Here is a 24,488-nt window from a genome sequence, read left to right as displayed (position 1 = left end):
TCAGTCCACCGTCACGTAATCGGGGCCGCTGTAGTGGCCTTCCAACTGGGTGCGCCGCTGCATCAGCAGGTCGTTGAGCAGCGTGGATGCGCCGAACCGGAACAGGTCCGCGGTGAGCCACTCCGGTCCCGCGACCTCGTGCACCGCGACCAGGTACTTGATCGCGTCCTTGGTGGTGCGGATGCCGCCGGCCGGCTTCACGCCTCGGTGTTCGCCCGTCTGGGTGTGCCAGTCGCGGACGGCTTGCAGCATCACGTGCGTGACCGGCAGCGTCGCGGCGGGCGACACCTTGCCGGTGGACGTCTTGATGAAATCGCCGCCCGCGAGCAGGCCGAGCCACGACGCGCGGCGCACGTTGTCGTAGGTGGCCAGCTCGCCGGTCTCCAGGATGACCTTGAGGTGCGCGTCCCCGCAGGCGTGCTTGACCTGCACGATCTCGTCGAACACCTGCCCGTAGCGGCCGGACAGGAACGCGCCCCGGTCGATCACCATGTCGATCTCGGTGGCGCCCGCGTCGACGGCGTAGGCGGTGTCCTCCAGCTTCACCTTCAGGCTCGACCGGCCGGAGGGGAACGCGGTGGCGACGCTGGCGATGTTGATGCCGGTGCCTTCGAGTTCCTTGACGGCGGTCTCGACCATGTCCGGGTACACGCAGACGGCGGCGACCTTCGGCACGTCCGGGCGCTCCGGGTCGGGCCGGCGGGCCTTCGCGGCCAGCGACCGGACCTTGCCGTGCGTGTCCGCGCCTTCCAGCGTGGTCAGGTCGACCATGCTGATGGCGGTGTCGATGGCCCACATCTTGCTGGCCTTCTTGATGCTGCGGGTGCCCAGACCGGCCGCGCGCTGTTCGACGCCGACCTGGTCAACACCGGGCAGTCCGTGCAGGAACCGCCGCAGCGACGCGTCGTCGCGGACGGCGTCCGCGAGCGCCGGGGGTAGCGACGGCGATGTCGTTGGAGCAGCCATGTCGCCGAGTCTAGGCGGAATGGGACGGCCGTCCTAAGTCGGTGACTCAGGGCAGGTCAGACGTGCTGCGGAAGGCGTTCGACCGGCTGTTTCGGCACGGTCCGCGCGACCGGCTTCCGGCACAGCCGTTCCAACTCGTCCCGCCGACGCCGGACCGCAATGACGGGAGATCGATCGGCGCAACCGATCGGCACCGCTGTGGCCCGCGAGGCGTGTTCCGCACTTGTCCACAGGCCGCACCCGGTCGCCTCGAATTGTCGGTCCCAGCCGGCAGACTCAAGATCAGGGTTCCCCTGGGCGGGGACCCCTGCGAAGCATCGGCCTTCGTCAGCTCACGCGAAGGGGTTTCGTGACCTCGTCCTCGACGGCCCCTCGCCGGGGGTGGAGGGGTTTGGTGATCTCGGCGTCGGGTGCGAGTTCGGGGGCGTGTTGGGCCGCCGTGCCGGTGCGCTTGAGCTTCTGCCACGGCAGGCGCGCGCCCGCGACGGCCGTGATCACGGACTGGATCACCACCAGGTACATCAACTGCCGGTAGACGATCGGCTGGAGGGCCACCGCCCACAACGGCCGCAGGCGTTCCCGGTCCAGCCGGAACGCGATCACCGCCGGCACGAGTTGCAGCACCAGGAACCCCAGCCACGCCGCGGCGCCGCGCACCGGATCGGTGAACAGGCTGAGCAGCGCGTACACGTCGATCACCGGCGCCAACACCGGCAGCACGACCTGGTACAGCGCCAGGTACGGCAGACCGCGCCGGCCCAGCCGCCCGCCCAGACCGCGCTCACGCACCGCACCCCGGTGCTTCCACATCGCCTGGAGCGTCCCGTAGCACCAGCGATAGCGCTGACGCCACAGCTGCCCCAGCGTCGACGGCGCCTCGGTCCACGCGCGGGCCGATTCGCGGTACGTGACGGCCCAGCCCGCGCGCTCCAGCGCCATCGTGAGGTCGGTGTCCTCGGCCAACGTGTCCTCGGGCACGCCCCCGACCTGCCGCAACGCGCTCAACCGGAACCCGCCGACGGCACCGGGCACGGTGGGCATGCACTCCATCACGTCGTACATCCGCCGGTCGAGGTTGAAGCCGATCACGTACTCGATGTGCTGCCAACGCCCCAGCAGCCCGTCCCGGTTGCCGACCTTCGCGTTGCCGGACACCGCACCCACATCGGGATCGGCGAACGGCTCCACCAGCTCGGCCACGGTGTCCGGCTCCAGCACCGTGTCGCCGTCCACCATCACCACCAGCTCGGTGCGGCAGTGCCGCAGGCCGGTGTTCAACGCGGCGGCCTTGCCCGCGTTGACCTGCCGGATCAGCTCCACCCCCGGCAGGTCCAGCGACCGGACGACCTCGCTGGTGCGGTCCGTGGAACCGTCGTCCACCACGATCACCCGCACGTCGGCGGTGCTCGCCAGGATCGTGCGGAGGGTCGCCTCGATGCCCGCTTCCTCGTTGTACGCGGGCACCAGCACGGTCACGGGTTGACGGCGCAGCCGCCGCACGTGCCGGCCGACGTTGCGGGTGCGGCGCGCGTGGATGCCGGTGGTGCTGAGCAACAGGGCCGCGCGCAGCAGCGCCAACACGCTGGAGACGACGACCAGCCAGTTCACCAGCTCGGTGGTCGCGGCGGCGGCGCGCACGGCGAGCGACACCGCCGTGCCCTCGGCCTGCTCGGCGAAGCTCGCCGACCGGGCGGTCGGCACGCCCAACGCGTCGCTCGCCGTGCGGAACCGGCGGCCCTGCTCGCGCAGCGCCGGGATCAGCCGCTCCATGGCCGCGACGGTCTGCGACCGGTCACCGCCGCCGTCGTGCGCCAGCACCACCGCGCCGCGCTGGTCGGCGGGCGTGGCCGCGGCGACGATCGCGTCCACGCCGGGGTTGCGCCAGTCCTCCGTGTCGTGGGTGGACAGCAGCACCAGGTGCCCGGAGGCGATCATGCGTTCGACGGAGGCCAGGTCCTCGTTGTCCAACGCGTTCGCGCTCGACGAGTACGGCGGCCGCACGAGCGTGCTCGCCCGGCCCGTCGAAGCGGCCACCACGAGCTGCGTCTGGCCCAGTTCCACCGCCGTGCGGCCTTGACCGACCGTGCCGAGGTCGACGTGCGTGAACGTGTGCAGGCCGACCTCGTGACCCTCGCCGGCCATCCGCTCGACCAGGTCCGGATAACGGGCCGCGGCGACACCGGTCACGAAGAACGTCGCCTTGACGTCGTTGCGCCGCAACACATCCAGAACCTGCGGCGTCCAGCGCGGGTCGGGACCGTCGTCGAACGTGAGCACCACCGTGCCGTCCGGCACGGCCCGGGACGTCAGGCCGTTGACGTTCGAGCCGAGCAGCGGACCGCCCGTGCGCACCGACTCGGGCACCTGGTCCGCCGGTCCGGCCGACGGCGCCTCGCCCTGGCCGACCCGCTGCACCACCAGGACGTCGAGCATCAGCAGGCCGAGCAGGACGACCAGGGACAACGCCAACAACAGCCAGTGCGCGCGCGGTGACGGCAGGTGGGCGCGCATCAGCCCCTGCCGACGGACGTCGGCCGGTTCGACGCGCCCGGCGGCGGTTCGGAGCGGCGGGCCTGCGACGGCCTCGGGTCAGTGGTGGTGGTCGTCGTGCCGGCGGTCGTGGTGGTCGTGTCTTCACTGGTCGTGGTGGTGGTTGTCGAGGTCGTGCCCTCAGGGGCCTGTCCGGCGGTGGTCGTGGTGACCGCCGTGGTCGTGGTGACGACGGGCGTCTCCACGTCCGGGATCGGCAGCAGCGCGGACGGGTTCACCGGGCCGCCCGCCAGGGCGATGGCGAGCAGCGTCAAGTAGGCGAGCACGCACGTCACGGCCGTGCCGATGAGGATGCGCAGGACCCACCGGCGGCGGCCGGAAGGGTCGACGAACACAGGACTGGTCATTCGGCTGTTCGGCTTCGCAAGGGGGCGGGCGGCGGGGACGCCGAAGAGTAACCCCACGTGAAGCCGACGAACAGCCCTGATGACCAGGGAGAAGAGGCGTCAACTGCTCGATGTCGCGACGCGCCGGCGCTCGACTAGCTCTCCAGCTCGTCGTGGCGGCGGTCCTTGATCTTCTTCTTTTTCGGCCGCCGCACCTCGACCGCGCCCATCATCGCGAAACCCGTGATGCGCACGACCGGTCCGCCGGGGATGGTCGGCGCGCCCTTGTGCGTGGCGTCCTCGAACGCGCCCATGAAGCCGAAGCCGTCGACCCGGATGGTGATGTCCTCGGGCACGATGATCTCCACCCCGCCCATGAACGCGTAGGCGTTGATCGTCGTCTCGCCCTGCGCGAACCGGGCCTTGGTCAGGTCCAGCTCGACGCCGCCCATGATCGCCACCGCCGTGTGCGTCGGCGGCACGACCCACTCACCCCGCCGTTCCACGCCCGACCAGAACGCGAACGAGGCGGTGGAGCCGGGCGTTCCGCCGATGCGCGAAGCGGGCACGTTGTGCTGGATCGGCACCGGCATCACGGCGGGCGTCGGCACGCCGAGGTCGGCGGTCAGCGGCACGAGGTCCCCGTACGTCTTCGCCGCGTAGACCGCGCCCAGGCGCTCGTCCAGCTCGTTCAGGTCGAGCCGGCCTTCGCCGTGCGCCTGCTGGAGCACCCTGGCGACCTTCTCTCGGTCGGCGTCCGAGGCGCGCATCTGACGGGGGTCCGGCACCAGCTCGTCGCTCACACCGCTGAGTCTAGGAGCGTGGGGCCCGTTTCACGACGTAACCGCGTCAACGGCTGAAGACCGACCAGTCGACCTTCCCGAAGAGGAGGACCGGACCGTCGGGGTTCTTCGAATCGCGAACGGCGATGCGGTTGGCGACGTGGGCGATCTCGACGCAGTTGGCCTGGCTGGTGCTGCGGCTGCTCTTGCGCCAGGTGGCGTTGGTGAGGTCCATCGGATGCGCTCCTCGCTTCACGTCAAGTTGCCGATGAGCTTGGCGATCAGCCCTGCGGACTCGTCAGGCGAGATCGCCAACGCACACAGCCTTTGCCAGGCAAGCCTAGCGCTCTCGATGTGCCTCTCTTCTTCGAGGAACGTGCTCGTGCTTCGGCTCTCGATGTACACCAGGCTTGGCTGATCGGCGAACTCCAGCCGCAGGAACGAGCCTTCAAGCCCTGGGTGCGCGACGGTGCCGAACGGTACGACCCGGATCAGGATGTTCGCCCGGCCGCCTATGGCCATCAAGTGCCGAAGTTGGGTGCGCATCATGGCGGGGTCGCCCAAGTCCCGTCGCAGCACAGTCTCGTCGATCAACAGGTGGACCTCGGCACGACCGAGTGCGACCTGCCTGCCCATCCGTGTGGCGACCAGCGCGTCCAACTCGGCGTCCGACAGGTCGCCGTTGACTCCCCGGATGATCGTCCGGCAGTACTCCGGAGTTTGGGCGAGTCCCGGGATCACGAGCGGTTCGTAGTTGTAGAGGGCCGTTGCTTCCGCCTCGAAGCCGATGAGGTCCTTCCAGTTGCTGGGCAACTTGCCGTGGATGGCATGCCAGTTTCGGTGTTCCCCGGCCCGCACCAGGTCGACCAGCTCTTGCCGCAACCCGGCGGGCGCTCGCAGGTAACCGAGGATCGCCGCCACCTCGTCGGCCCGCAGCCCTCGGTTGCCGGTTTCCATCCGGCTGATCTTGCTCTCCGAGCAGCCGATCGCGTTGGCCACTTCCGCGCAGCTCAGACCCCTGGCCAACCGCAGCGCGCGCAATTCCGTCGATACCCGCCGTTGCCGGACGGATGCCCCCTTGCGTGTCATGGTGCGACTGTTCCGCCTTGCCACGCGGGCACGAAAGTCGTGTCACCCGAAGGGGAGCGTTGCGCGACCGCGCAGCAAGACGCCACCGTTTCAGCATGGAAAAGACGTGGAAGATCAGCGGCGCTGCCGCTACCTGGAAGATGACCGTGGCCATTCTCCCGCCGGAATACGACGACCTGGACCCACCGCCGTCGGACCAGCCCGAGCCGCGGCCGGATTTCGACGGTCTGGTCGACCACTTCCACACTCTCGTCGAGATGACCGAGGCGCACCTGCAACTGGATCAGCTGGGTTGACGCACGGGCAACCCGGCCGCCCGGTAGATGTCGTCCACGACCCGCATCGTGGCCACCGCGTCGTCCGCCGTCGTCGGGAACGGTTTGCCGCGCAGCACGGCGTCCGCGAACGCCTCCAACTGGTACTCGTACGACGGCCGCCGGTCGAACCGCTCGACCCGCCGGTGCCCCTTCAGCTTCACCGTGAGCCGGTGCCCCATCTGCGGTGCGAAGGGGTTGAACACGCGCATCTCGCCGTTGGCCCCCAACACCTTCGCCGACAGTCGCAGCAACGAGCGCGACCACATCGACGCCACCACGGTCCCGGTGTGCCCGCCGGGGAACTTCAACTCCGCCCGCATCGCCCGGTCGACGTCAGGTCCCTTCAACAACGCCCGCGCCGAACGGACCTCCGGCTCACCACCCAGCAACCGCACCAGGTTCACCGCGTAACACCCGGCGTCCATCAACGCCCCACCGGCCAGCTCCAGCGAGTACCGGATGTCCGCGAACCGCGGCAACGGGAAGCACAACCGCGCCTCGACGTGCCGCAACTCGCCCAACTCCGCGACCACCTCGGGTAACCGCAACGCCAACGGGTGATACCGGTAGTGGAACGCCTCCATCACCACCAGCCCGCTGTCCCGGGCGACGTCGGCCACTTCGGCGGCCTCGTCGGCGTTGGCGGCGAACGGCTTCTCGCACAACACGTGCTTCCCGGCCGCCAACGCCGCCAACGTCCACTTCCCGTGCAACCCGTTGGGCAGTGGGATGTAGACAGCATCCACGTTGGGATCGGCCAACAGACTTTCGTATGTCGTGTGCACCCGAGGAATCCCGAACCGGTCCGCGAACGCCTGCGCCCGCCCGGCGTCCCGAGCCGCCACCGCCGACACCTCGACCGCCGCCGCCGAACGCCCCGGCCGCACCAACGCCGCCGGCACGATCCGCGCGGCCCCCAGAACCCCGATCCGAACGTGGTCGGCCATGGTCAGGAGGCTACCCCCGGCGAGAGGCCGGGAATCGGCATGTCGTCGGGCATCTTCCTGATCTCCGGCACGTACGGGTCCAACTCACCCTCCTCGAACCGGCTCAACTTGACCGCCCACCACAGTTGGCCGCTCATGTCGCCCACGATCCGGTACCCACCGTCCGGCAGCAGCACGGCCCACCCCGCGTCCGTGGTGATCAGCTTGGCCAACTCTGCCCCGTAGGTGGTCCAGATCCGGGTCGTCCCGTCGTCCGACGCGGTGGCGATGTGCTCGCCGTCCGGGGAGAACGCCACCCCCCTCACCGACCCGACGTGCCCGCGCAGCACGGCCAGCTGGTGGCCGGTGAAGTCCCAGACGCGGGCGGTCCCGTCGTCCGAGCCGGTGACGACGAACTTGCTGTCGGGAGAGAAGGCAACGGCTCGCACCCACTCGTCGTGCCCGCGCAGGATCGCCAGCGTCCGCCCGCTCGGGTTGAAGATGTGGGCGGTCATGTCCGTGGACGCGCTCGCGATGTGCGACCCGGAGGAGAACGCCACGGCCGTGAGCGCCGCTTCGTGACCGTGATAGGCCCTGATCAGGCTGCCGGAAGTGGTCCAGATGCGCGCGGTCCCATCGCCCGAGGCGGTCACGACGTCCTTGCCATTCGGTGAGAACGCGACCGCGCTGACCGGCCCCTTGTGCCGCTGCAGGACGGCGACCGCCGTGCTGCCGCCCACCGGCCAGATGTGCGTCGTCCCGTCGTCCGAACAACTGGCGATGTGTTTGCCGTCCGGTGAGAACGCGAGCGCGTTCACGAAGTCGCCATGGCCCAGGTATTCGATGTGCGGGCGACTCTCGCCGAGGGCCCAGACGCGCACGCCCCTGTTCGAGTAGGAAGCGGTGGCGATGTGCTTGCCGTCCGGTGAGAAGGCGACCGAGACGACCACGACATCCCCCGAGGTGATCGTGACGGCGCCCGTACCGGTCCACAGGTGCGCGCTGTCGTCCGAGGCGGTGGCGATCGCGCTGCCGTCGGGCGAGAACGCCACCGCGTTCACCGAACGCGGGTAACTGCGGTAGGTGCCGACCGGGACGCCTTGCAAGGTCGAGAACGCCACGGCCTCGTGCGAAGCTGTCGCCACCTCGGACCCGTCCGGCGAGAAGGCCACGGAGTTGATACCCACGCCGGCGCGGATGAGGGTCGTGGGGGTGCCGTCATCGGTCCAGAGGGCTGTGACGCCGTCTTCGGAAGCCGTGGCGATGCGCTTGCCGTCCGGCGAGTAGTCCACCGCGTTGACGCGGTTGGTGTGGGTGTCGAGCGTCGCGATCAGGTCGCCGTCGACGGTCCAGATCCGGGCGGTGCTGTCGTGGGAACCGGTGACGATGTGCTTGCCGTCCGGTGAGAACGCCACGCTGTACACCCGTCCGATGTGGCCGGTTAGTATCGTGATCAGGTTGCCCCTGAAGGTCCAGACGCACGCGGTCCCGTCACTCGACGCGGTGGCCACTCGTCGGCTGTCCGGCGAGAACGCCACGGCCTCCACCCCGCCCCGGTGACCTTGGAGTTCGGCGAACAAGTTCCCGTCAATGGTCCAGACCCGGGCTGTGTCGTCGTAGGAGCCGGTGGCGACGAACCGGCCGTCCGGTGAGAACGCCACGGACTGCACCGTGTTCGCGTAGCCGCTCAAGACCGTGACCAGGTCGCCGTCGGCGGTCCAGATCCGGGCGGTGTTGTCGTCGGACGCCGACGCGAAGAACTCGCCGGTCGGTGAGAACGCGACCGCGTTGACCTTCCTGGTGTGGCCGTGCACCGATCGCACCGCCTTGCGGGTCGCCCGGTCGATCAGCTCGATGCTCCAGCCACGCGCCAACGCCACGATCGTCCCGTCGGGGGAGTAGGCCACGTCGTGGATGCCGCCGCTGGAGATCATCACGTTCGCCGGGTCGCGGCCGACGACGGTGGCGGTCGCGAGTTCCGGCTGCGCCTCCACCCCCCGCACGCCGAGCAGTACCGCACCACGCCAGTTGCTGCCATCGAGGCGGGCGCCGGTCAGGTCGCCGCCGGTCATGCGGACGTTCCGGAAATCCGCGCCGGTCAGGTCCGAACCCGCCAGTGACACGTTCGACAACCGCTGCCCGCGCATGTCCGTGCCGCTCAACTGCACGCCGCCCAGCTTGAGCTGCGAGAGATCCGCTTGGCGCAGGTCCAGGTCGAGCAGCAAGTCCTCGTTGTCCGCGCCGCCGAGTCGTTGCCTCACCGCGACCGCGTTCTGGCGGACGACGTCGGTCGCACTCGCTGCCGACGTGATCCCGAGTGCCCACTCACGTGCCGCGTCGTGGCCGGCGAGGTCGCAGAAGAAGTCCACCATCAGCGGCGACATCAGCCTGCTCATCACGTCCGACACGTCACCGGTGCGCACCTGCTCGGCCGCCGCGTTGGCGACCAGCCACTCCATCACCGACTGGTGCACGAAGCCGAAACCGTCGTCGGTGTTCACCAGCAACGTGCCCGAGCCGACCGCGTGCGCCGCCTGCGCCGTCGAGTAATCGCGCTCGACCAGTTCGGTCAACGTCTGCGTGACCGTCTCACCCAGGTCCGAAGCCTGCACCGTCGACGCGGTGCCGGCCCACAGGCGCAACGCGAGCACCGTGCACACGCGCAGCCGTTCCAGCTCGTCCAACGACCGCAGCCCGGCCCGGTGCTGCTGCCGTTTCGCCTCGTGCAGCAGCCAGAAGTCGACCAGCTCCCGGTACAGCTCGGCCGCGCTGATCCGCCCCTGCTCCTGCTGCACCTGCCGCAGCCGCTGTTCCTCCAGGTCGGCGATGAACGCCAGCATGCGCGGGTTGCGGGACAGCCCGAGCAGGTCGTGCACCTCGCGGAGCAGGTCGAACCGGCGTTCGGCCTGCTCGGCGTCACCCCCGTAGTGACGGGTCAGGAAGTCGCGGATCTGCTCGTCGGTGAAGTCCTCCAGCACCACCACCCGGCTGGCGCTCATCGCGGCGACCTGGTCGCCCAGCGCGGTGAGCACGTCGTTGTGCGACCGGAAGTGCTGGCTGCGGCTGGTGAGCACGACCTTCGCCCGGTCGCTGACCGCGACCAGCAGCGTGCGCAGGTACTCGGCGGCGTTGTCGTAACCGACCCGCAGCTCCAGCTCGTCGAAACCGTCGAACAGCAACGCCAGCCGACCGCTGCTGATCATGTACCGGAGCTTGACCACGTCCAGCACCTCGACGCCCTCGCGCACCAGGTGCTGGGTCAGCAGCTCGTCCAGCGTCGGCGCCTTCTCCAGGCTGCGCAGCTCCACCAGCACCGGCGACACCCGGCCCAGCCGCGACCGCAGCTCACGGGCCAGCTGCCGGAGCAGGAACGACTTGCCACGCCCGAAATCGCCCAGCACCATCACGAACCGCGCCGTGTCCGGCGACAACCACTCCAGCACCTGGTCCAACAGGTTCAGTTGGACGTCGCCCGCACCGCGCTTGTCCAGCACGCGGTACCGCTGCGGCACGTACAGCGCGGCCGGGTAGACCGGGTCCCGGGCCAGCGACGCCTGCTGCCGGTTCTCCTGCACCCGCAGGTCCAGCAGCCCCTGGTAGTCGACCCAGCTGCGCAGCCGGATGCCCAGGCTCAACGCCCGCGCCACGAGTGCGGCCGGCGCGGGCTCGCCCCCGTACACCAGCTCCGACTGCACCGACCGGTCGTGCTCGGCGAACCGCACGTGCACGTCCCGGGCGAACTCCTCGATACCCGATCGCGTGACGTCGCCCGCGACCACGAACACCGGCCACTGCTCGACACCGCCACCGGACGTGGGCTTGGTGACCCGCAGGTAGCCGTTCTCCCGGTACGGCGTCACGGTCGCGCCGGCGTGGCTGATCCGCGTCGCCTCCTCGACCCGGTCGAAGAACGAGTCCGTGGCGAGCGGCAGGTGGACCTGCTTCTCCTCGCGCGGGGACGTCACGGAGGCGAACGTCCTGGTCACCAGGCCCCAGTACAGGGGGTGTTCGACGCGCCAGTCGGAGCCGGCCGGGCTGACCCGCGTGTCACCGACCCACCGGCCGCCCCGGTCGCGGTCGAACCGCCTGGCGTGCCGGGTGTAGCCGTGGTTCCCGAACGACACCAGCTCGTACGAGTCGGCGTCCGGACCGCCGGTGAGCAGGTGGTTCACCAGTTCCGGCCGGACCAGCGCCCGCTGCAGGTCGGCGGTGGACCGGTGCACGACACCGAGCCGCAGCCAACCCTTGGTGCGGTACTCGTCCAGGTGCGCGGCGAACCGGCGCAGCTGGGCCGCGTCGACCTCGGGTGTGCCGTGTTCGAGGTGGCTGTCGGCGACGGTGGAGTTCAGGCCCGCCACGACCACGCGGAGGTCGGGCATGGTGAAGAACGTCCAGAACTCGTCGGGCGTGAAGCTGACGTCGACGTCCCGGTAGTACTGGTCGAACGCCTCGCTGTACTGCTTCCACTTGCGCCAGTACGGCTTCACCGGGTCGCGCTCCTCGGCCTCCATCTCCAGGAAGTACGCCCGGCAGGCGACCAGGTTGACGTCGTGCGCGCCCGGCACGACCACCACCCGGTCGCGCGGCAGCTCGACCGCCTCGGCCAGGGCGTCCAGGAACGCGACGGCCTGCTCGAACTCGGTGCGCAGACCGTGTTCGGTGAGGTCGCCCGCCACCACCAGCAGGTCCGGGCGCAGGCCCTCGTTCCGGGTGAGGTGGTCGAGGTCCTGGTGCAGCGCCTCGGCCAGGTGGTCGCGGTCGCCGCCGCCGAACCGGGTGTTGGCCAGGTGCACGACGTTGAGCCGGTCGAGGCCCTGGTCGTCGCCGCGCCACCGGCGGCGGTCCAGCGCGGCGGGCCAGCTGAGCCGCAGCAGGTCGGCGGTGATCGCGTAGCTGTCCGGGCTGGTGCGGCCGGCGGTGGCGACGAGGCCGACGACCCGGCCCGTCACCGGGTCCCACACCGGGCTGCCGCTGTAGCCGGGCTGCACCTGGAGCGCGGACTTCGCGTCGAGCTGGAGGTAGCCGTTGCCGACCTGTCTGCGGACCACCGCGCGCACCCAGGCGCCGTCCGGGCGGGCGGGTTTGCCGGGGTAGCCGAACACGTCCACCTCGTGCCCGGGGCCGGGCAGGGTGGTGATCAGCTTCGCCGGCGTGACGTCCGCCGGTGCGTCCTCGGTGAGTTCGAGGCCCGCGACGTCCTGACCGGGCGAGCCCTCCCGTGGTGGCGGGGGCAGCCACTGCCGCACCTCGGCGCTGATCCTGGTCCGGCCGAGGAAGTCGACCAGGACCGGCTCGCGCGGCGGCTCGCCGCTGAGTTCGTCCCGGCCCGACGCCAGGTTCACCACGTGCGCGCAGGTGAGGACTTGACGCCTGCCCACCAGGACGCCGACCCCGACGACGTGGCCCGCCGCGTCGGTGAAGCGGACGACGGAGCTGGGTAACGAGCCGCCGGGCATCGCCTAGAGGTACCACATACTGTTCGACCATGGACGTCCTCGTTGTCGATCACCCACTTGCCAGGGCGCGGCTGACCACCATGCGTGACGCCCGCACCGACAACGCGGCGTTCCGCGCCGCGCTGCACGAGCTGACCGTCATGCTGGTCTACGAAGCCACGCGCCACCTGCCGGTGGCCGAGGAGCGGGTGCACACGCCCGTCGCCCGGACCACCGGTTACCGGCTCGCCAACCCGCCGTTGCTGGTGCCCGTGCTCCGTGCCGGGCTCGGGATGGCCGACCAGGCGCACAAGCTGATCCCCGACGCGCAGATGGGGTTCGTCGGCCTGGCGCGTGACGAGGAGACGTTGCAGCCCACGCCGTACATGGAGTCGTTGCCCGACTCGCTGGCCGGCCGCCCGGTGTTCGTGTTGGACCCGATGCTGGCCACCGGCGGCTCCATGGCCTACACGATCCGCCTCCTCACGGACCGAGGCGCCACAGACGTAACCGCGATCTGCGCCCTAGCCGCCCCGGAGGGCATCAAGCACCTGGAGGACTCCACCCTCCCCGTCCGCCTGGTAACCGCCAGCGTCGACGAACGCCTGAACGACTCGGGCTTCATCGTCCCCGGCCTGGGCGACGCCGGCGACCGCCAATACGGCGCCGTCCACTAACCCCCCCCGCGAGAGTCGAACCTCCAGGTCCCGAGAGTCCTACGTTCGCGTAGCGAGAGTCCTACGTTCAGAACACCTGAATTCAACGCTCAGAACACCGGCCGACGAACCTGAGTGTTGAACTCGGGGTACCTGAACGTAGGACTCTCGCGGTCTGAGTGTTCGACTCTCGGGGTTAGGTCAGGTCGGCGGTGTGGTCGGTGGCCCAGGTGGAGAGGGTGCGGCCTGGGGTGCCGGTTACCTGTTCGAAGTCCGGGGTTACGTCGGCTGGTTCCTCGGCGTGTTGGGCCATGTAGCCCATCAGGTACTCGGCCACGTCCCACGGCAGGCCCTCGTCGCGGATCAGTGACGCGCGGGCCTGGCCGTAGGTCAGCTGTTCGAAGCCGATCGGCCTGCCCAGGCCACGCCCGATCGCCTCGGCCTGCTCCCGGTGCGTCAACGCCTCCGGCCCGCTCAACGTGTACGCCTTGCCCGCGTGCCCCTCGTGCAGCAACGCGTGCACCGCCACCTCGGCGACATCCGCCTCGTGCACCGGCGCGCCGACCGCCTCCGGGTACGGCGCCCGCACCACGCCGTCCGACTTGATCGTCCGCGCCCACACCAGCTTGTTGGACATGAACTCACCCGGCCGGACGTGCGTCCACGCCACCCCGGACGCCTCGATCACCCGCTCCACGTCGTGGTGCAGCTCGTAGCTCCCCGGCCGCTTCACGGTGACCGCACTGCTGGACAGAAACACCACCCGCCGCAGGTCCGGCGCACGGTCCAGGAACGCCTGGGCGTGCGCCACTGCCCCGTCGGACTCGATCGCGGCGAGCAGGAAGACCGCCGTCACGCCCGCCAACGGCAGCTCGCCCGGCCGGGTCAGGTCACCTCCCACCACCTCCACCCCGGCCGGCAGCACCGCCCTCGCCGGGTTGCGGGTCAACGCCCGCACCGGCACACCCGCCGTTGCCAGTTGCCGCACCACGGCGCCGCCGATGGTTCCGGTCGCCCCGGTGACCAGGATCGTCACGTGTTCCCCCTAGAACCGCAGGTGATCAAATTTGAATACGCAAGCTAGCGCGACCCCCGCCCACCTCGCACATGCAAAAGTTTGCAGAACCGACGCGAACTTCTCGGTAGTACGCGGATTGGGCCGTTCGGCCGTAGAGGTGGTCTAGACCTCATCACTAACGTGGTCTGGACCAACCGGGTGCTGCCGCCGCAATCTCGAGGAGAAGCATGTCGAGCAGGAGATGGGTGGTCCCCGCCCTCCTGGCCACCGCGATGACCGTGGCGCTCGCGCCGCAGGCGGTCGCGCACGGCACCACCACGCGCACCGTCGGGTACTACACCCAGTGGAGCGGTTACGACCGCAACTTCCTGGTGCGCGACCTCGTCGCCAACGGCACCGCGCCCCGGCTCACCCACCTGAACTACGCGTTCGGCTTCCTCGACGAGACGGGCAAGTGCGTCAGCGCCGACCCGTGGGCCGACTACCAGCGGCCGTTCGGCGCCGAGCAGAGCGTCGACGGCACCGCCGATGTCGCGGGCCAGCCCCTGTCCGGCAACCTCAACCAGCTCAAGCAGCTCAAGGCCCGCTACCCCGAGTTGCGGATCAACATCTCGCTCGGCGGCTGGACCGGCTCCAAGTACTTCTCCAACGCCGCCCTCACGCCGGAGTCGCGCGCGGCCCACGTGGCGTCGTGCATCGACATGTGGCTCAAGGGCAACCTGCCCGACAAGCCGGGCGCGGCGGCCGGTGTGTTCGACGGCGTCGACCTCGACTGGGAGTGGCCGTCGTCCGAAGGCGCGCCCGGCAACGTCGTGCGCCCCGAGGACAAGCAGAACTTCACCGCGCTGCTCGCCGAGTACCGCAAGCAGATGGGCAAGCTGACCTGGCAGACCGGCAAGCGCTACGACCTCACCGCCTTCCTGCCCGCCGACCCGCGCCAGGTCGACCGGGGCTTCGAGGTGTCCAAGGTCTTCGGCCTGCTGACGTTCGGCACCATCCAGGGCTACGACTACCACGGCGCCTGGGACCCGCTGACCAACCAGCAGTCCTCGATCCGCACGCCCGAGGCCGACCCGACCACGCCGCCGTTCAGCTCGCAGGTCGCGATCGACCACTACCTGAAGTCCGGTGCGCCGAAGAGCAAGGTCGTGATGGGCGTGCCGTTCTACAGCCGCGGCTGGACGGGCGTGCGCAACGAGAACAACGGCCTGTTCCAGCCCGCCACCGGTCCCGCGCCCGCGACCTACGAGGCCGGGTACGAGGACTACCGGATCCTCAAGACCCAGCTCTCGGAGTTCACCGTGCACCGGGACGCCAAGGCCGGGCACGCGTGGCTGTTCGACGGCACCACGTTCTGGACCTGGGACGACCCGGTCGAGCTGAAGCGCAAGGGGCGTTACGTGGCGGAACGGCGCCTTGGCGGCGCGATGATCTGGTCGCTCGACGGCGACACCGCCGACGGCGAGCTGATCAAGGCGCTCACCAGCGGACTGTCCTGATTCCGGGCAGTCCACCGGGGTCCGGGGAGACTACGCGGCGGCCACCTCCCCGGACCCCACCCCTCGTTCAGCGGCGACGCCAACCGTCCGTGTGTGCGCGTAGCGCGCGCTCGTAGACGGGAGCGACCTCCAGGCTCGGCGGCAGGTTGCCGTTGAGTTCGAGGCTCACCAGACCGTGCACCACGCCCCACAAGGCCAACGCGATCTGCTCGTGCGGCGCCTCCGTGAACAGCCCGGCCTCCACGGCGCGGCCGACGTCCCGGACAACCGGGAGGAACGTCTCGGCGGCGGCCTTCCTGGTCTCCTCGGAGGGTTCGAAGTTCGGCACGATCTTGCTGAACATCACCAGGTAGAACTGGGGGTCGGCGAGCGCGCTCTGCCGGTACGCGAGGCCGATCTGGACGATGTCCTCGACCGGGTCGTCGGTCTTCGGCACGGCGGCCAGGCGTTCCCCGAACCGGCGGAAAGCCTCCTCGTACACGGCGTTCAGCAGCGCGGGCTTGCCGCCGAACAGCGAGTACACGGCCGTGGTCGAGGTGTTGACATCCGCCGCCAGCCTGCGCAAGCTCAGAGCGCTTGGTCCCTCGGTGGACAGCAGTTCGCCCGCGCGTTCGAGCAGGCGGCCGCGGAGCGCGTCGTCGTGGGTCTTCGGTCGTGGCACCGGCCCATCGTATCGCAACAGTGTTATAAAACTTGCCCTGGCCATCGTGGTATCAAGTTGGTACCGTCATTCCCCATGGCGATGACTCTGCGTCTGAGCGACGAGGAGAACCGGCGGCTCGACGAGCTCGCCGCGGCCGAGGGGCGTTCGAAGCAGGAGGTCGTGCGCCTGGCGCTGGCCGACCGGTGGGCCAGATTGCAGAAGGAGGAGCAGCTGTCCGAGGTGCTGGGGCGCGTGCTCCCCAAGTACCGGGGCCTGCTCGACCGCCTGGGTTCCAACTGAACCCCGACTCCACCACGGGTGCGGGATCCCGCACCCGCTGACGACCTGTCTCCACACGCCTTCAGGTGATCGACCCGCTGTGCTCTCGTCGTTCGAACAAATGTTCGATATGATCAATCCATGCAGCTCAACCGCTGTCATCCCGACCGTTCACCAATACAGATGTGTGAACGCCCACGGCGATCGGTAGCACACCGGTATGGTGCGCCGTTGAAGATCGGGTCGCGTTCGGGTTGCGCTTCGGTGCACAACGCGGCCGACAACATCCTCGCCGCCTGCTGGGCGGGGAGGCGATACGGACCTGAGGGGGTGGGTGGTGGCGCGAGAGACATCCCGGATGCGGCGTGGCCGCGCCGGAATCCCCGCCCTTCAGGACAGGGAGCGCGTCAAGCAGTGGTCAACTACCTCGACGCCGGCGATCTGCTCGTGCTGGCGACCGCCGTCACCGGCGGGGACCTGGTCGTGCGCGACTTAGGTCTCCTCGATTCCGCAGCCCACCGCCCCAGGGCAACAGTGCTGGGGGTCGAGGCTTACGACACGCTCTGGCTCAAAGCTTCCGCGCTGCTCGACTCCATCGTCCGCACGCGCCCGTTGGCCGAGGGCAACTGGCGGCTGGGCTGGGTCGCGGCGGTGACGTTGTGCGATATCAACGGCTGGTGGATCGACGCGGAGGAGGACGAGGCCCTGGACCTGGTCCGGGCGCTGGGCAGGGAACAGATCGACGTCTCCGGGATGGCCGCCCACCTGGAGGCCTGGGGCATGCCCAAGGACGACTGACCCTCGCGCGGGTCGGCCCTCGAACGTGCCCGGATCGCCGGGCGACTGCACCGAGTACGCCGAATCGGGTTGACCTGGAGCGCACTCCAGCTTCTACGGTCGACACCGTGACTTACTCGATCGCTCAAGCGGCCGAGCACAGCGGGTTGTCGATCGACACGCTGCGCTACTACGAACGGATCGGTCTCGTCGACCCGCCGGCCCGGGACTCCGGCGGGCGGCGCAGCTACAGCGACGACGACCTGGGCTGGCTGGTGTTCCTGACCCGCCTGCGGACCACCGGCATGCCCATCCGCATGATGCGCGAGTACGCGCAGCTCAGGCACCGCGGCGCGGCCACCGCGGGCCGGCGCAAGCAGATGCTGTTCGAGCACCGCGCCTCGGTCCGCGCGCGCATCGCCGAACTCCAGTCGTGCCTGGAAGTACTCGATTACAAGATCTCCCACTACGAGGAGATCGAGCACACCTTCATCGAAGGGATCACCGCGTGACGTTGCTGGGCGAACTCCGGGTCGGCAAGCAGGGCCTGGGCTGCATGGGCATGAGCCAGTCGTACGGCGCCGGCGACGAACGCGAGTCGATCGCCACCATCCACCGCGCGCTGGACCTGGGCGTCACCCTCCTCGACACCGCCGATGTCTACGGCGGCGTCACGGGTCCCTCCACCACCGATGCCTCCGGCGTGGGCGCGAACGAGGAACTGGTGGGCCGGGCGGTCAAGTCCCGCCGTGACGAGGTCGTGCTGGCGACCAAGTTCGCGCTCGCCGACCCGGAACGCCGGCCACGCGGTGACGCCGGCTACGTGAAGCAGGCCGTCGAGGACTCGCTGCGCCGGCTGGACACCGACCACATCGACCTCTACTACCAGCACCGCGTCGACCCGGAGGTGCCGATCGAGGAGACCGTCGGCGCGATGGCCGAACTGGTCACCGAGGGCAAGGTCCGCTACCTGGGCCTGTCCGAGGCGAGCGCCGCGACGATCCGCCGCGCGCACGCCGTCCACCCGATCAGCGCCCTGCAGAGCGAGTGGTCGCTGTGGTCGCGGGACATCGAGGCCGAGATCGCGCCGACGTGCCGTGAGCTGGGCATCGGGATCGTGCCGTTCTCACCGCTCGGCCGCGGTTTCCTCACCGGCCGCCTCACGTCCGTCGCCGACCTGGGCGAGGGCGACATCCGCCGCAACCTGCCCCGGTTCGCCGAGGAGAACTTCGCCCGCAACACGGCGATCGTCGACGCGCTGCGCGAACTCGCCGCCGAGCGGGGCGTCACGGCGGGGCAGTTGGCGCTGGCCTGGGTGCACCACCAGGGCGACCACGTCGTCCCCATCCCCGGCACCAAGCGGGTGAAGTACCTGGAGGAGAACGTCGCCGCCGCCGACCTGGAGCTGAGCGCCGAAGAGCTCCGGGCCATCGAGGACGCCGCACCCGCCGTCGCGGGCGACCGGTACCCGCCGGAGTTCCTGAAGATGTCGAACAAGTAGGTCTACCGAGGGGAAGAGCGAAATCGTGGAAAACCGCCGGTTGGGCGCGCTGGAAGTGAGCGCGCAGGGCCTGGGATGCATGGGGATGAGCGAGTTCTACGGCCCCGGCGACGAGGCCGAGTCCACCGCCACCATCCACCGCGCCCTGGACCTGGGCGTCACGTTCCTCGACACGGCCGACATGTACGGGCCGTTCACCAACGAGGAACTGGTGGGCCGGGCGATCAAGTCCCGCCGGGACGAGGTCGTGCTGGCGACGAAGTTCGCCGTGGTCCGCGAGCCCGCAACGCCGCGTGCCGAATGGGGCCTGCGCGGCGACCCGGAGTACGTCGTGCAGGCCGCCGAGGCGTCGCTGCGGCGTCTCCAGACCGACCACATCGACCTGTACTACCAGCACCGGGTCGATCCGAACGTGCCGATCGAGGAGACCGTCGGCGCGATGGCGTCGCTGGTCCAGGCGGGCAAGGTCCGGCACATCGGCCTGTCCGAGGCGGGTGCGGCGACGATCCGGCGGGCGCACGCCGTGCACCCGATCGCGGCCGTGCAGACCGAGTGGTCGCTGTGGTCGCGGGACATCGAGGACGAGGTCGCGCCGACGTGCCGTGAGCTGGGCATCGGGATCGTCGCGTACTCGCCGCTGGGCCGTGGCTTCCTCACCGGCCGGTACACGTCGAAGGACGATTTCGCGGCCGGTGACTTCCGGCTGGTCGGCCAGCCCCGGTTCGCCGAGGAGAACTTCGCGCGCAACCTCGCGCTGGTGGAGTCGCTGCGCGAGGTGGCACGGGAGCACGACGTGACGCCGGGGCAGATCGCGCTGGCGTGGGTGCACCACCAGGGCGCCGTGCCGATCCCGGGCACCAAGCGGGTGAAGTACCTGGAGGAGAACGCAGCCGCCGCCGACCTGGAGTTGACCGATGCGCAGTTGGCGCGCATCGCCCAGGCCGTGCCCGCCGACGCCGTGGCCGGCACCCGTTACCCGGCCGAGGTGATGCGGTCCTCGATCGGCCGGTAGTCACGTCTTCGAGCAACGAGTCGCGGAGGGCTCCGGCCCGCGAGCCCGGAGCCCTCCGGGGCGGTCACATCAACGTGGCCGCGACCGTGGCGCCCAACTCCCAGCACCGCTGCCGCGCCGCGCTGTCCGGCGCCCCGGTGAGCGACAGGGTCTCGACCACGGGCCGCCACTGCAGCCCCGCCGTGATGTCCCGCAGTGCCTTCAACGCCCCTTCGGTCCCCAGGTTGCCGTGCACGTAAGCCCCGAACGGCCGCCCGCGCGTGGCGTCCAGGCAGGGGTAGTAGATGGTGTCGAAGAAGTGCTTCAACGCGCCTGGTAGCGCGAAGAAGTAGTGTTCATCTGTGACCAGCGAAGAGGGGTACGAGGGGGACGCTCGGATCTACACCCGCGTGTCGAAGTTCGAGCCGAACCAGAAGTCCACGGAGGACCAGGAGGACGACTGCCGGGAGATGGCCACGCGCAACCGGCGACGTGTCGTCAAGGTCTACCGCGAGGAGCCAGGGACCAGCGCGTACCAGGAGTGGGTCAAGCGTCCGGAGTTTGATCAACTCCTGGAGGACGTGCGTTCCGGCGAAATGGTCATCGCGTACGCGGTAGACCGGGTCACCCGGCGCGGCATGGAGCAAGCCGGAGCCGTCCTCCGTGTGCTCGATGAAGCTGACGCCTTCATGGTGACTGTCTCGGACGGCATCGACTCGCGGCGGGACGACGCGGAGCTGAACGTTGGCCTTCGGGCGATCCTTGCGCGCGGCGAGTCCAAGAACACGTCTACCCGGTCCCGGCGTGGCATCGCCAAACGGCGTGCCGAAGGTCAGTGGTTGTCGCCGAGGGCTGTTTACGGCCTGCAAGTCGTAGACCGGCGGTTGGCACGCGATCCGGAGACCTTCCCAACGGCGCGTTGGATCGCGGACGAGCTGTTGGCGGGACAGTCCGTCTACGCGGTCACCAGGGCGTTGAACGAGAAGGGCGTTCCCTCGCCAAGCGGCGGATCGACGTGGAACACGGGATCGGTCACACGGTTCGCCACAAACCCCGCGTGGGCTGGTGTCGCGATCATTCGGAAACGACTTCGCGGGGGCAAGTACTTCTACCGGCCGATCATCCTTGGCGAGGAGAGCGACAACGAGGAGGAGCACAAACCTCCGACGTCTGTGGGCAAAGGCGTTGTCACGCTTGATGAGCACCGAAGGATCGTCGCGCTGATCGACGCGCGTTCACAGGAGCGTGGAAGGCAGCGAGCCGACCAGCGATTCGCGAAGTCCGGTCGTCGCGTGTCCAATACCCTGCTGAACCCGTTCGCCCGTTGCGGTCGCGTCCGCGAAGATGGAACGGAATGCGGAGGGCGTCTGGTCGGTACTGGGAAGGATAAAGAGGGTGGCATCGCCACGTACGTTTGCCTTCAAAACCAGTCGCGGGCGCGGAGCGGTATCGCCACGTGTCCAGGGCTTTACGTCAGCCGTAGGCACGCTGACCAGGAAGTAGGAGAGCGTTTCATCGCGCGACTCGCGGCGTGTGAACCGGGTGATCCGCTGCTGGACATTGTGGCTGAACGCTGGACCGCCCACGAGCGGCCGGAAGAGATTGCAGAGCGAACGGCAGCCGAGAAGGCGATCAGGGAGGTAAAGGCTGCGATCGACCGGGTAGACGACGCTTTCGCGGACGGCGTGACTGATCGGTCAAGCTACGAGCGGCAGCGGACGCGCCTACTCGACCGGCTCGCGAAGGCCAACGATGTACTCGCCAAGACGCCGAAGCCTGTTGCGGATATCTCTCCATTGCTCGATCCCGAGATTTCCGGTCCCGCTTGGGAGGCTGCAACCGTCATGGAACGCCGTGCCCTGCTCAGCTTGGCCGTTGAGTCGATCACGCTTCGCCCCGCGTCACGTCGGGGTGAGCCGTGGGACAGCTCACGGGTGGAAGTGGACTGGCTCGCATAGCTTCGGCTTGTCGCGGACGGCGGCCCAGGGTGCAGAAGTACGCACTCTGGGCCGTTTCCGTGTACCCATAGGCGTTTATCGCTCTCGAACGGCGATCCTGACCCGCGAGACCGTTGCGGGCTGGGCGGCTTGTCAGGGCTGCTGACGCTGAGTTCCCGGGTGGTGACGCGGTGGAGCAACGTCGGTGCAGAGATGCAGAGTTGGGTCTGTTCCCGTAAACCCTATAGATCCTTCCTTCCTCCTTCTAAGAAGAAACCGGAACAGGGGACAACTCGTCACCTTTGCACTCGGCCCGGTCCGGCGAGTTGGCGTGTACCGTGAGTAGCGACGCGCTGACGGACGGTCCGGCGCGGGCAGGGCAGAGTGTAGAAAGTGTAAAGTTGTAGTCGTTTCCGTATCTTCTTATCTCTCTCTCACTCTCTCTATAAAGAACCTAGAACACGTGCACTTCTACACCTTCTGCACCGTGGCAAGCGCCTCTGGCATTGTGGTGCGCACACCAACGTCACGGTTCGGCAACAGAATCCGCCATGCGACGCAAAACCCCAGGACGCATGTTGCAGCCCGGGGGGTGTACTGGGTGGAAGGTAAGACGGTCGTGTCTGCCGCGTCGCGTGGTCCGCGTCGACATCACGATCGGGCAACGGAGGATGCCCCGTGGCGTGAAGTCCCTGGTCCCTGGTTGTGCCACAGGGGGTGATGTAAGTGGAGGGCGGACGCGGAGCAGGTGCGCGGGGATGTCGGAGTGTCGGAAGCGACTCGTTCCGTACTTCTTCTATATCTCTCTCCCTCTCTCTCGTAAGAAAGAACCTGCAACAGGTGTGTTCCGACACTCCGTCATCCGGGATGTGCGCCAGGCTCCGCGCGGTCGCGTGTGTCTTGTGTCACTCCGGAAGGTTTGCCCTGGTCGCCATGTCGGTGACCCGCCTCTGTACTAAGTAGAGGCCAGTCGTGCCGCGTGCAGTCGCGGCAAGTCTTGCTGTTCGTCTTCTCGCGCTCTGGTGTCTGGCAGCACCGCGCGTTCTGTTGTCTCGCCCCGTTCGGTCGGTTGAGCGTCTGCCAGCGCTCCCGGTCGGGCGGGGCTTTTCGTGTATCGGCACCTGGTCCACGCGTGCGCCGGTTTCGGCGGGTTCGTTGGTGCTGCCCAAAGTCAGGGGGTTGTGATGCTGTCCGGAATCTCTGCCGCAATGCGTGAGGCTCGCGCCGAGTACAACGCGATTGCCGCGAAGGTCAACAGCGAAAGGCGGACGGCGGACGCCGACGAGTCCGCCCGCATGAGTGAGCTGCTGGACCGGATCGACGGCTACGCGGCGCGGGTCGAGTCCTACACCGACCAGGCGCACGACTTCGCGGAACGGATGGACGACGATCCCGCCAACGAGCGGCGTAGCGCGCTCCTGTCCGCGATTTACGGGACTCGGAGCGTGGAGGAGATGCCGGAGGTTCCTGGGGCGCTGTCCGGCACTCAGAGCGCGTCACAGGGTGCTATCCGGTCGGCTGGTCACCTGCTGCGGTATGAGGTGCGCGCGGCGTTGACCGGTCAGACCCACGCCAGGACCGCCAAGGGATTCAGCCCCGCCCAGCAGGCGCGGTTCGTGGTGGACAAGCTCCGACAGAAGTCGAAGTTCGTGCAGTCCGGCGTCAACGTGATCACCACCGACCGCGAGTCGCTGAACATCCCGGTCGTCACCGACGACCCGACCGCCGATTTCGTGGGGGAGCTGGAGGAGCTGCCGCGCGGTGGGTTCAAGGGGCGCGGGGAGTCGGTCACGCCGAAGAAGATCGGCGCGTCCGATCTGCTGTCCAACGAACTGGTCGAGGACTCCGATCCGGAGATCTTGAACCCTCTTGCCACAGCGCTGATCGCGTCCGTGTCGCTCGGGTTCGACCGGGCCGCGTTCGCGGGCAATGCGACCACTCAGCCCAAGGGGTTCAACGGCCTGCTGAACACCCCTGGTATCCAGCAGATCAGCGCCGTTGGCGCGATTCAGGATCTTGACCCGTTCATCACCGCGTTCGCCATGCTGGAGGACGAGCACGCGGACGCCGGCGCGGTCGCGATGAACCCGCTCACCTGGGCCGCGCTGCTCAAGCTCCGCGAGTCCTCCGACAGCCTCAAGCCGTTGTTGTCCGAGTCGGCGGGCTCACCGACGACGGGTGTTCGGCGCTCACTGCTGGGCGTGCCCGTGTTCACCACGAAGTACGTGCCGACCACGGACGCCGTTGTCTACGACCCGTCAACGATCTGGGCAGTGATCCGCAAGTCCGCCGCGTTCCGCATCTCTGATCAGACGGCGTTCTTCAACGATGGTCTTGGCGTGCGGTGCATCCTGCGCGCCACCATCGCGCCCGTGCAGCCCAAGGCCGTGTGCCGCTTGGCTGGCATCACCACCGCGTAAGGAGTTCCGCCCCATGCTCACCCTCATCGGCACGCCCGACCGTCACCAAGTGTTCCTGGACGAACTCCGGGGTGACGCGGACGTGCACATCGTCAGCTTCACCAGGCCGATTGCCCGCGACTGGGGCAACGGCCACCAGACCGTCTACAACGCCGAGAACCTGACCGCGCTACCGCCCACCGAAGCGCGGGCGATGGTTGACGCAGGAGTCGCCGAACTGGTCGAGGTCTGCCCGGTCTTTCGGCCCGGCGTTTCCGCGTAGCACGAGCGAAGAGGGCAGGACGGTCCGGAAGTTCCGAGCCGCCACCCTGCTCGGGCATCCCGTCCCCTGTTTGCACACACCCTGAGTGCGAACCCGGTTTTTCGGGCCAGTCAC

The 24,488-nt window shown here is 68.9% G+C and carries 21 protein-coding genes and 1 pseudogene; 11 read left to right on the top strand and 11 right to left on the bottom strand.

What is annotated here, in order from left to right; all coding sequences use genetic code 11:
• The 6 genes from deoC to FM051_RS17910 form a co-directional block, all read right to left on the bottom strand.
• The gene (gene deoC / locus FM051_RS17935) at nucleotides 1-966 is read right to left on the bottom strand and encodes a deoxyribose-phosphate aldolase (protein WP_158844436.1); all 966 of its coding nucleotides are present in this window, start codon (nucleotides 964-966) and stop codon (nucleotides 1-3) included.
• A gap of 327 nt (nucleotides 967-1,293) precedes the next feature.
• A complete protein-coding gene (locus FM051_RS17930; RefSeq protein WP_158844435.1) occupies nucleotides 1,294-3,477 on the bottom strand; it encodes a bifunctional polysaccharide deacetylase/glycosyltransferase family 2 protein in 2,184 nt (727 codons plus the stop codon).
• A complete protein-coding gene (locus FM051_RS50550; RefSeq protein ID WP_202918899.1) occupies nucleotides 3,477-3,863 on the bottom strand; it encodes a hypothetical protein in 387 nt (128 codons plus the stop codon). Before FM051_RS50550 ends, FM051_RS17930 begins: the two co-directional genes overlap by 1 nt.
• Nucleotides 3,864-3,997: 134 nt before the next feature.
• Nucleotides 3,998-4,645 carry a DUF1707 SHOCT-like domain-containing protein gene (locus FM051_RS17920; RefSeq protein WP_238412467.1) on the bottom strand — a complete coding sequence of 216 codons (648 nt, stop codon included), beginning with the start codon at nucleotides 4,643-4,645 and terminating at the stop codon, nucleotides 3,998-4,000.
• Nucleotides 4,646-4,691: 46 nt separating this feature from the next.
• The gene (locus FM051_RS17915; RefSeq protein ID WP_158844434.1) at nucleotides 4,692-4,859 is read right to left on the bottom strand and encodes a DUF397 domain-containing protein; all 168 of its coding nucleotides are present in this window, start codon (nucleotides 4,857-4,859) and stop codon (nucleotides 4,692-4,694) included.
• A gap of 17 nt (nucleotides 4,860-4,876) precedes the next feature.
• Nucleotides 4,877-5,713, bottom strand: a complete 837-nt coding sequence (locus tag FM051_RS17910) for a helix-turn-helix domain-containing protein (RefSeq protein WP_158845303.1) — start codon at nucleotides 5,711-5,713, stop codon at nucleotides 4,877-4,879.
• 95 nt (nucleotides 5,714-5,808) lie between these two features.
• Between FM051_RS17910 and FM051_RS17905 the strand changes: the two genes are divergently transcribed.
• Entirely contained in the window at nucleotides 5,809-6,009 is a 201-nt protein-coding gene (locus tag FM051_RS17905) for a hypothetical protein (protein ID WP_158844433.1), read from the top strand.
• Here FM051_RS17905 and FM051_RS17900 read toward each other — a convergent pair.
• Nucleotides 5,997-6,977 carry a Gfo/Idh/MocA family protein gene (locus tag FM051_RS17900; RefSeq protein ID WP_158844432.1) on the bottom strand — a complete coding sequence of 327 codons (981 nt, stop codon included), beginning with the start codon at nucleotides 6,975-6,977 and terminating at the stop codon, nucleotides 5,997-5,999. The genes FM051_RS17905 and FM051_RS17900 overlap by 13 nt on opposite strands.
• 2 nt (nucleotides 6,978-6,979) lie before the next feature.
• Nucleotides 6,980-12,412: an eIF2A-related protein gene (locus tag FM051_RS17895; protein ID WP_158844431.1), complete on the bottom strand. Its 5,433-nt coding sequence runs from the start codon at nucleotides 12,410-12,412 to the stop codon at nucleotides 6,980-6,982.
• Nucleotides 12,413-12,441: 29 nt separating this feature from the next.
• On the opposite strand from FM051_RS17895, the gene upp reads away from it, so the two are divergent.
• The gene (upp, locus tag FM051_RS17890) at nucleotides 12,442-13,068 is read left to right on the top strand and encodes a uracil phosphoribosyltransferase (protein ID WP_158844430.1); all 627 of its coding nucleotides are present in this window, start codon (nucleotides 12,442-12,444) and stop codon (nucleotides 13,066-13,068) included.
• 175 nt (nucleotides 13,069-13,243) lie between these two features.
• Here upp and FM051_RS17885 read toward each other — a convergent pair whose 3' ends face one another.
• Nucleotides 13,244-14,083 (bottom strand): SDR family oxidoreductase, encoded by an 840-nt coding sequence (locus FM051_RS17885; RefSeq protein ID WP_158844429.1) that lies wholly within the window; start codon nucleotides 14,081-14,083, stop codon nucleotides 13,244-13,246.
• 209 nt (nucleotides 14,084-14,292) lie between these two features.
• Between FM051_RS17885 and FM051_RS17880 the strand changes: the two genes are divergently transcribed.
• A complete protein-coding gene (locus FM051_RS17880) occupies nucleotides 14,293-15,564 on the top strand; it encodes a glycoside hydrolase family 18 protein (RefSeq protein WP_158844428.1) in 1,272 nt (423 codons plus the stop codon).
• Between the two features lie 67 nt (nucleotides 15,565-15,631).
• Here FM051_RS17880 and FM051_RS17875 read toward each other — a convergent pair whose 3' ends face one another.
• Nucleotides 15,632-16,225, bottom strand: a complete 594-nt coding sequence (locus tag FM051_RS17875) for a TetR/AcrR family transcriptional regulator (RefSeq protein WP_158844427.1) — start codon at nucleotides 16,223-16,225, stop codon at nucleotides 15,632-15,634.
• Between the two features lie 75 nt (nucleotides 16,226-16,300).
• Between FM051_RS17875 and FM051_RS17870 the strand changes: the two genes are divergently transcribed.
• The 5 genes from FM051_RS17870 to FM051_RS17850 all read left to right on the top strand — a co-directional run bounded on the left by FM051_RS17870 (nucleotide 16,301) and on the right by FM051_RS17850 (nucleotide 19,776).
• Complete coding sequence (locus tag FM051_RS17870; protein WP_158844426.1) at nucleotides 16,301-16,507, top strand: type II toxin-antitoxin system VapB family antitoxin; 207 nt, start codon at nucleotides 16,301-16,303, stop codon at nucleotides 16,505-16,507.
• A 393-nt stretch (nucleotides 16,508-16,900) separates the two neighbouring features.
• Nucleotides 16,901-17,284 carry a type II toxin-antitoxin system death-on-curing family toxin gene (locus FM051_RS17865; RefSeq protein WP_158844425.1) on the top strand — a complete coding sequence of 128 codons (384 nt, stop codon included), beginning with the start codon at nucleotides 16,901-16,903 and terminating at the stop codon, nucleotides 17,282-17,284.
• Between the two features lie 107 nt (nucleotides 17,285-17,391).
• Nucleotides 17,392-17,775: a MerR family transcriptional regulator gene (locus FM051_RS17860; RefSeq protein ID WP_158844423.1), complete on the top strand. Its 384-nt coding sequence runs from the start codon at nucleotides 17,392-17,394 to the stop codon at nucleotides 17,773-17,775.
• 44 nt (nucleotides 17,776-17,819) lie between these two features.
• Nucleotides 17,820-18,764: an aldo/keto reductase gene (locus tag FM051_RS17855; protein ID WP_158845300.1), complete on the top strand. Its 945-nt coding sequence runs from the start codon at nucleotides 17,820-17,822 to the stop codon at nucleotides 18,762-18,764.
• A 22-nt stretch (nucleotides 18,765-18,786) separates the two neighbouring features.
• Complete coding sequence (locus FM051_RS17850) at nucleotides 18,787-19,776, top strand: aldo/keto reductase (protein WP_420803606.1); 990 nt, start codon at nucleotides 18,787-18,789, stop codon at nucleotides 19,774-19,776.
• Between the two features lie 64 nt (nucleotides 19,777-19,840).
• Here the strand turns inward: FM051_RS17850 and FM051_RS17845 are convergent.
• Nucleotides 19,841-20,095: pseudogene (locus tag FM051_RS17845) on the bottom strand (flavodoxin family protein); the annotation flags it as partial.
• Nucleotides 20,096-20,117: 22 nt separating this feature from the next.
• On the opposite strand from FM051_RS17845, the gene FM051_RS17840 reads away from it, so the two are divergent.
• The 3 genes from FM051_RS17840 (at nucleotide 20,118) to FM051_RS17830 (ending at nucleotide 24,374) form a co-directional block, all read left to right on the top strand.
• Nucleotides 20,118-21,713 carry a recombinase family protein gene (locus FM051_RS17840; protein WP_158844421.1) on the top strand — a complete coding sequence of 532 codons (1,596 nt, stop codon included), beginning with the start codon at nucleotides 20,118-20,120 and terminating at the stop codon, nucleotides 21,711-21,713.
• 1,187 nt (nucleotides 21,714-22,900) lie between these two features.
• Nucleotides 22,901-24,112: a phage major capsid protein gene (locus FM051_RS17835; protein WP_158844419.1), complete on the top strand. Its 1,212-nt coding sequence runs from the start codon at nucleotides 22,901-22,903 to the stop codon at nucleotides 24,110-24,112.
• 13 nt (nucleotides 24,113-24,125) lie between these two features.
• Complete coding sequence (locus tag FM051_RS17830; RefSeq protein WP_158844417.1) at nucleotides 24,126-24,374, top strand: hypothetical protein; 249 nt, start codon at nucleotides 24,126-24,128, stop codon at nucleotides 24,372-24,374.
• Nucleotides 24,375-24,488 lie beyond the last annotated feature (114 nt).

The sequence above is a fragment of the Saccharothrix deserti genome (assembly GCF_009769385.1).
In the GTDB taxonomy this organism is placed as follows: Bacteria; Actinomycetota; Actinomycetes; order Mycobacteriales; family Pseudonocardiaceae; genus Actinosynnema; species Actinosynnema deserti.
The sequence above is the reverse complement of the archived record's forward strand: the minus strand, read 5'-3'. Positions and strand labels throughout refer to the sequence as shown.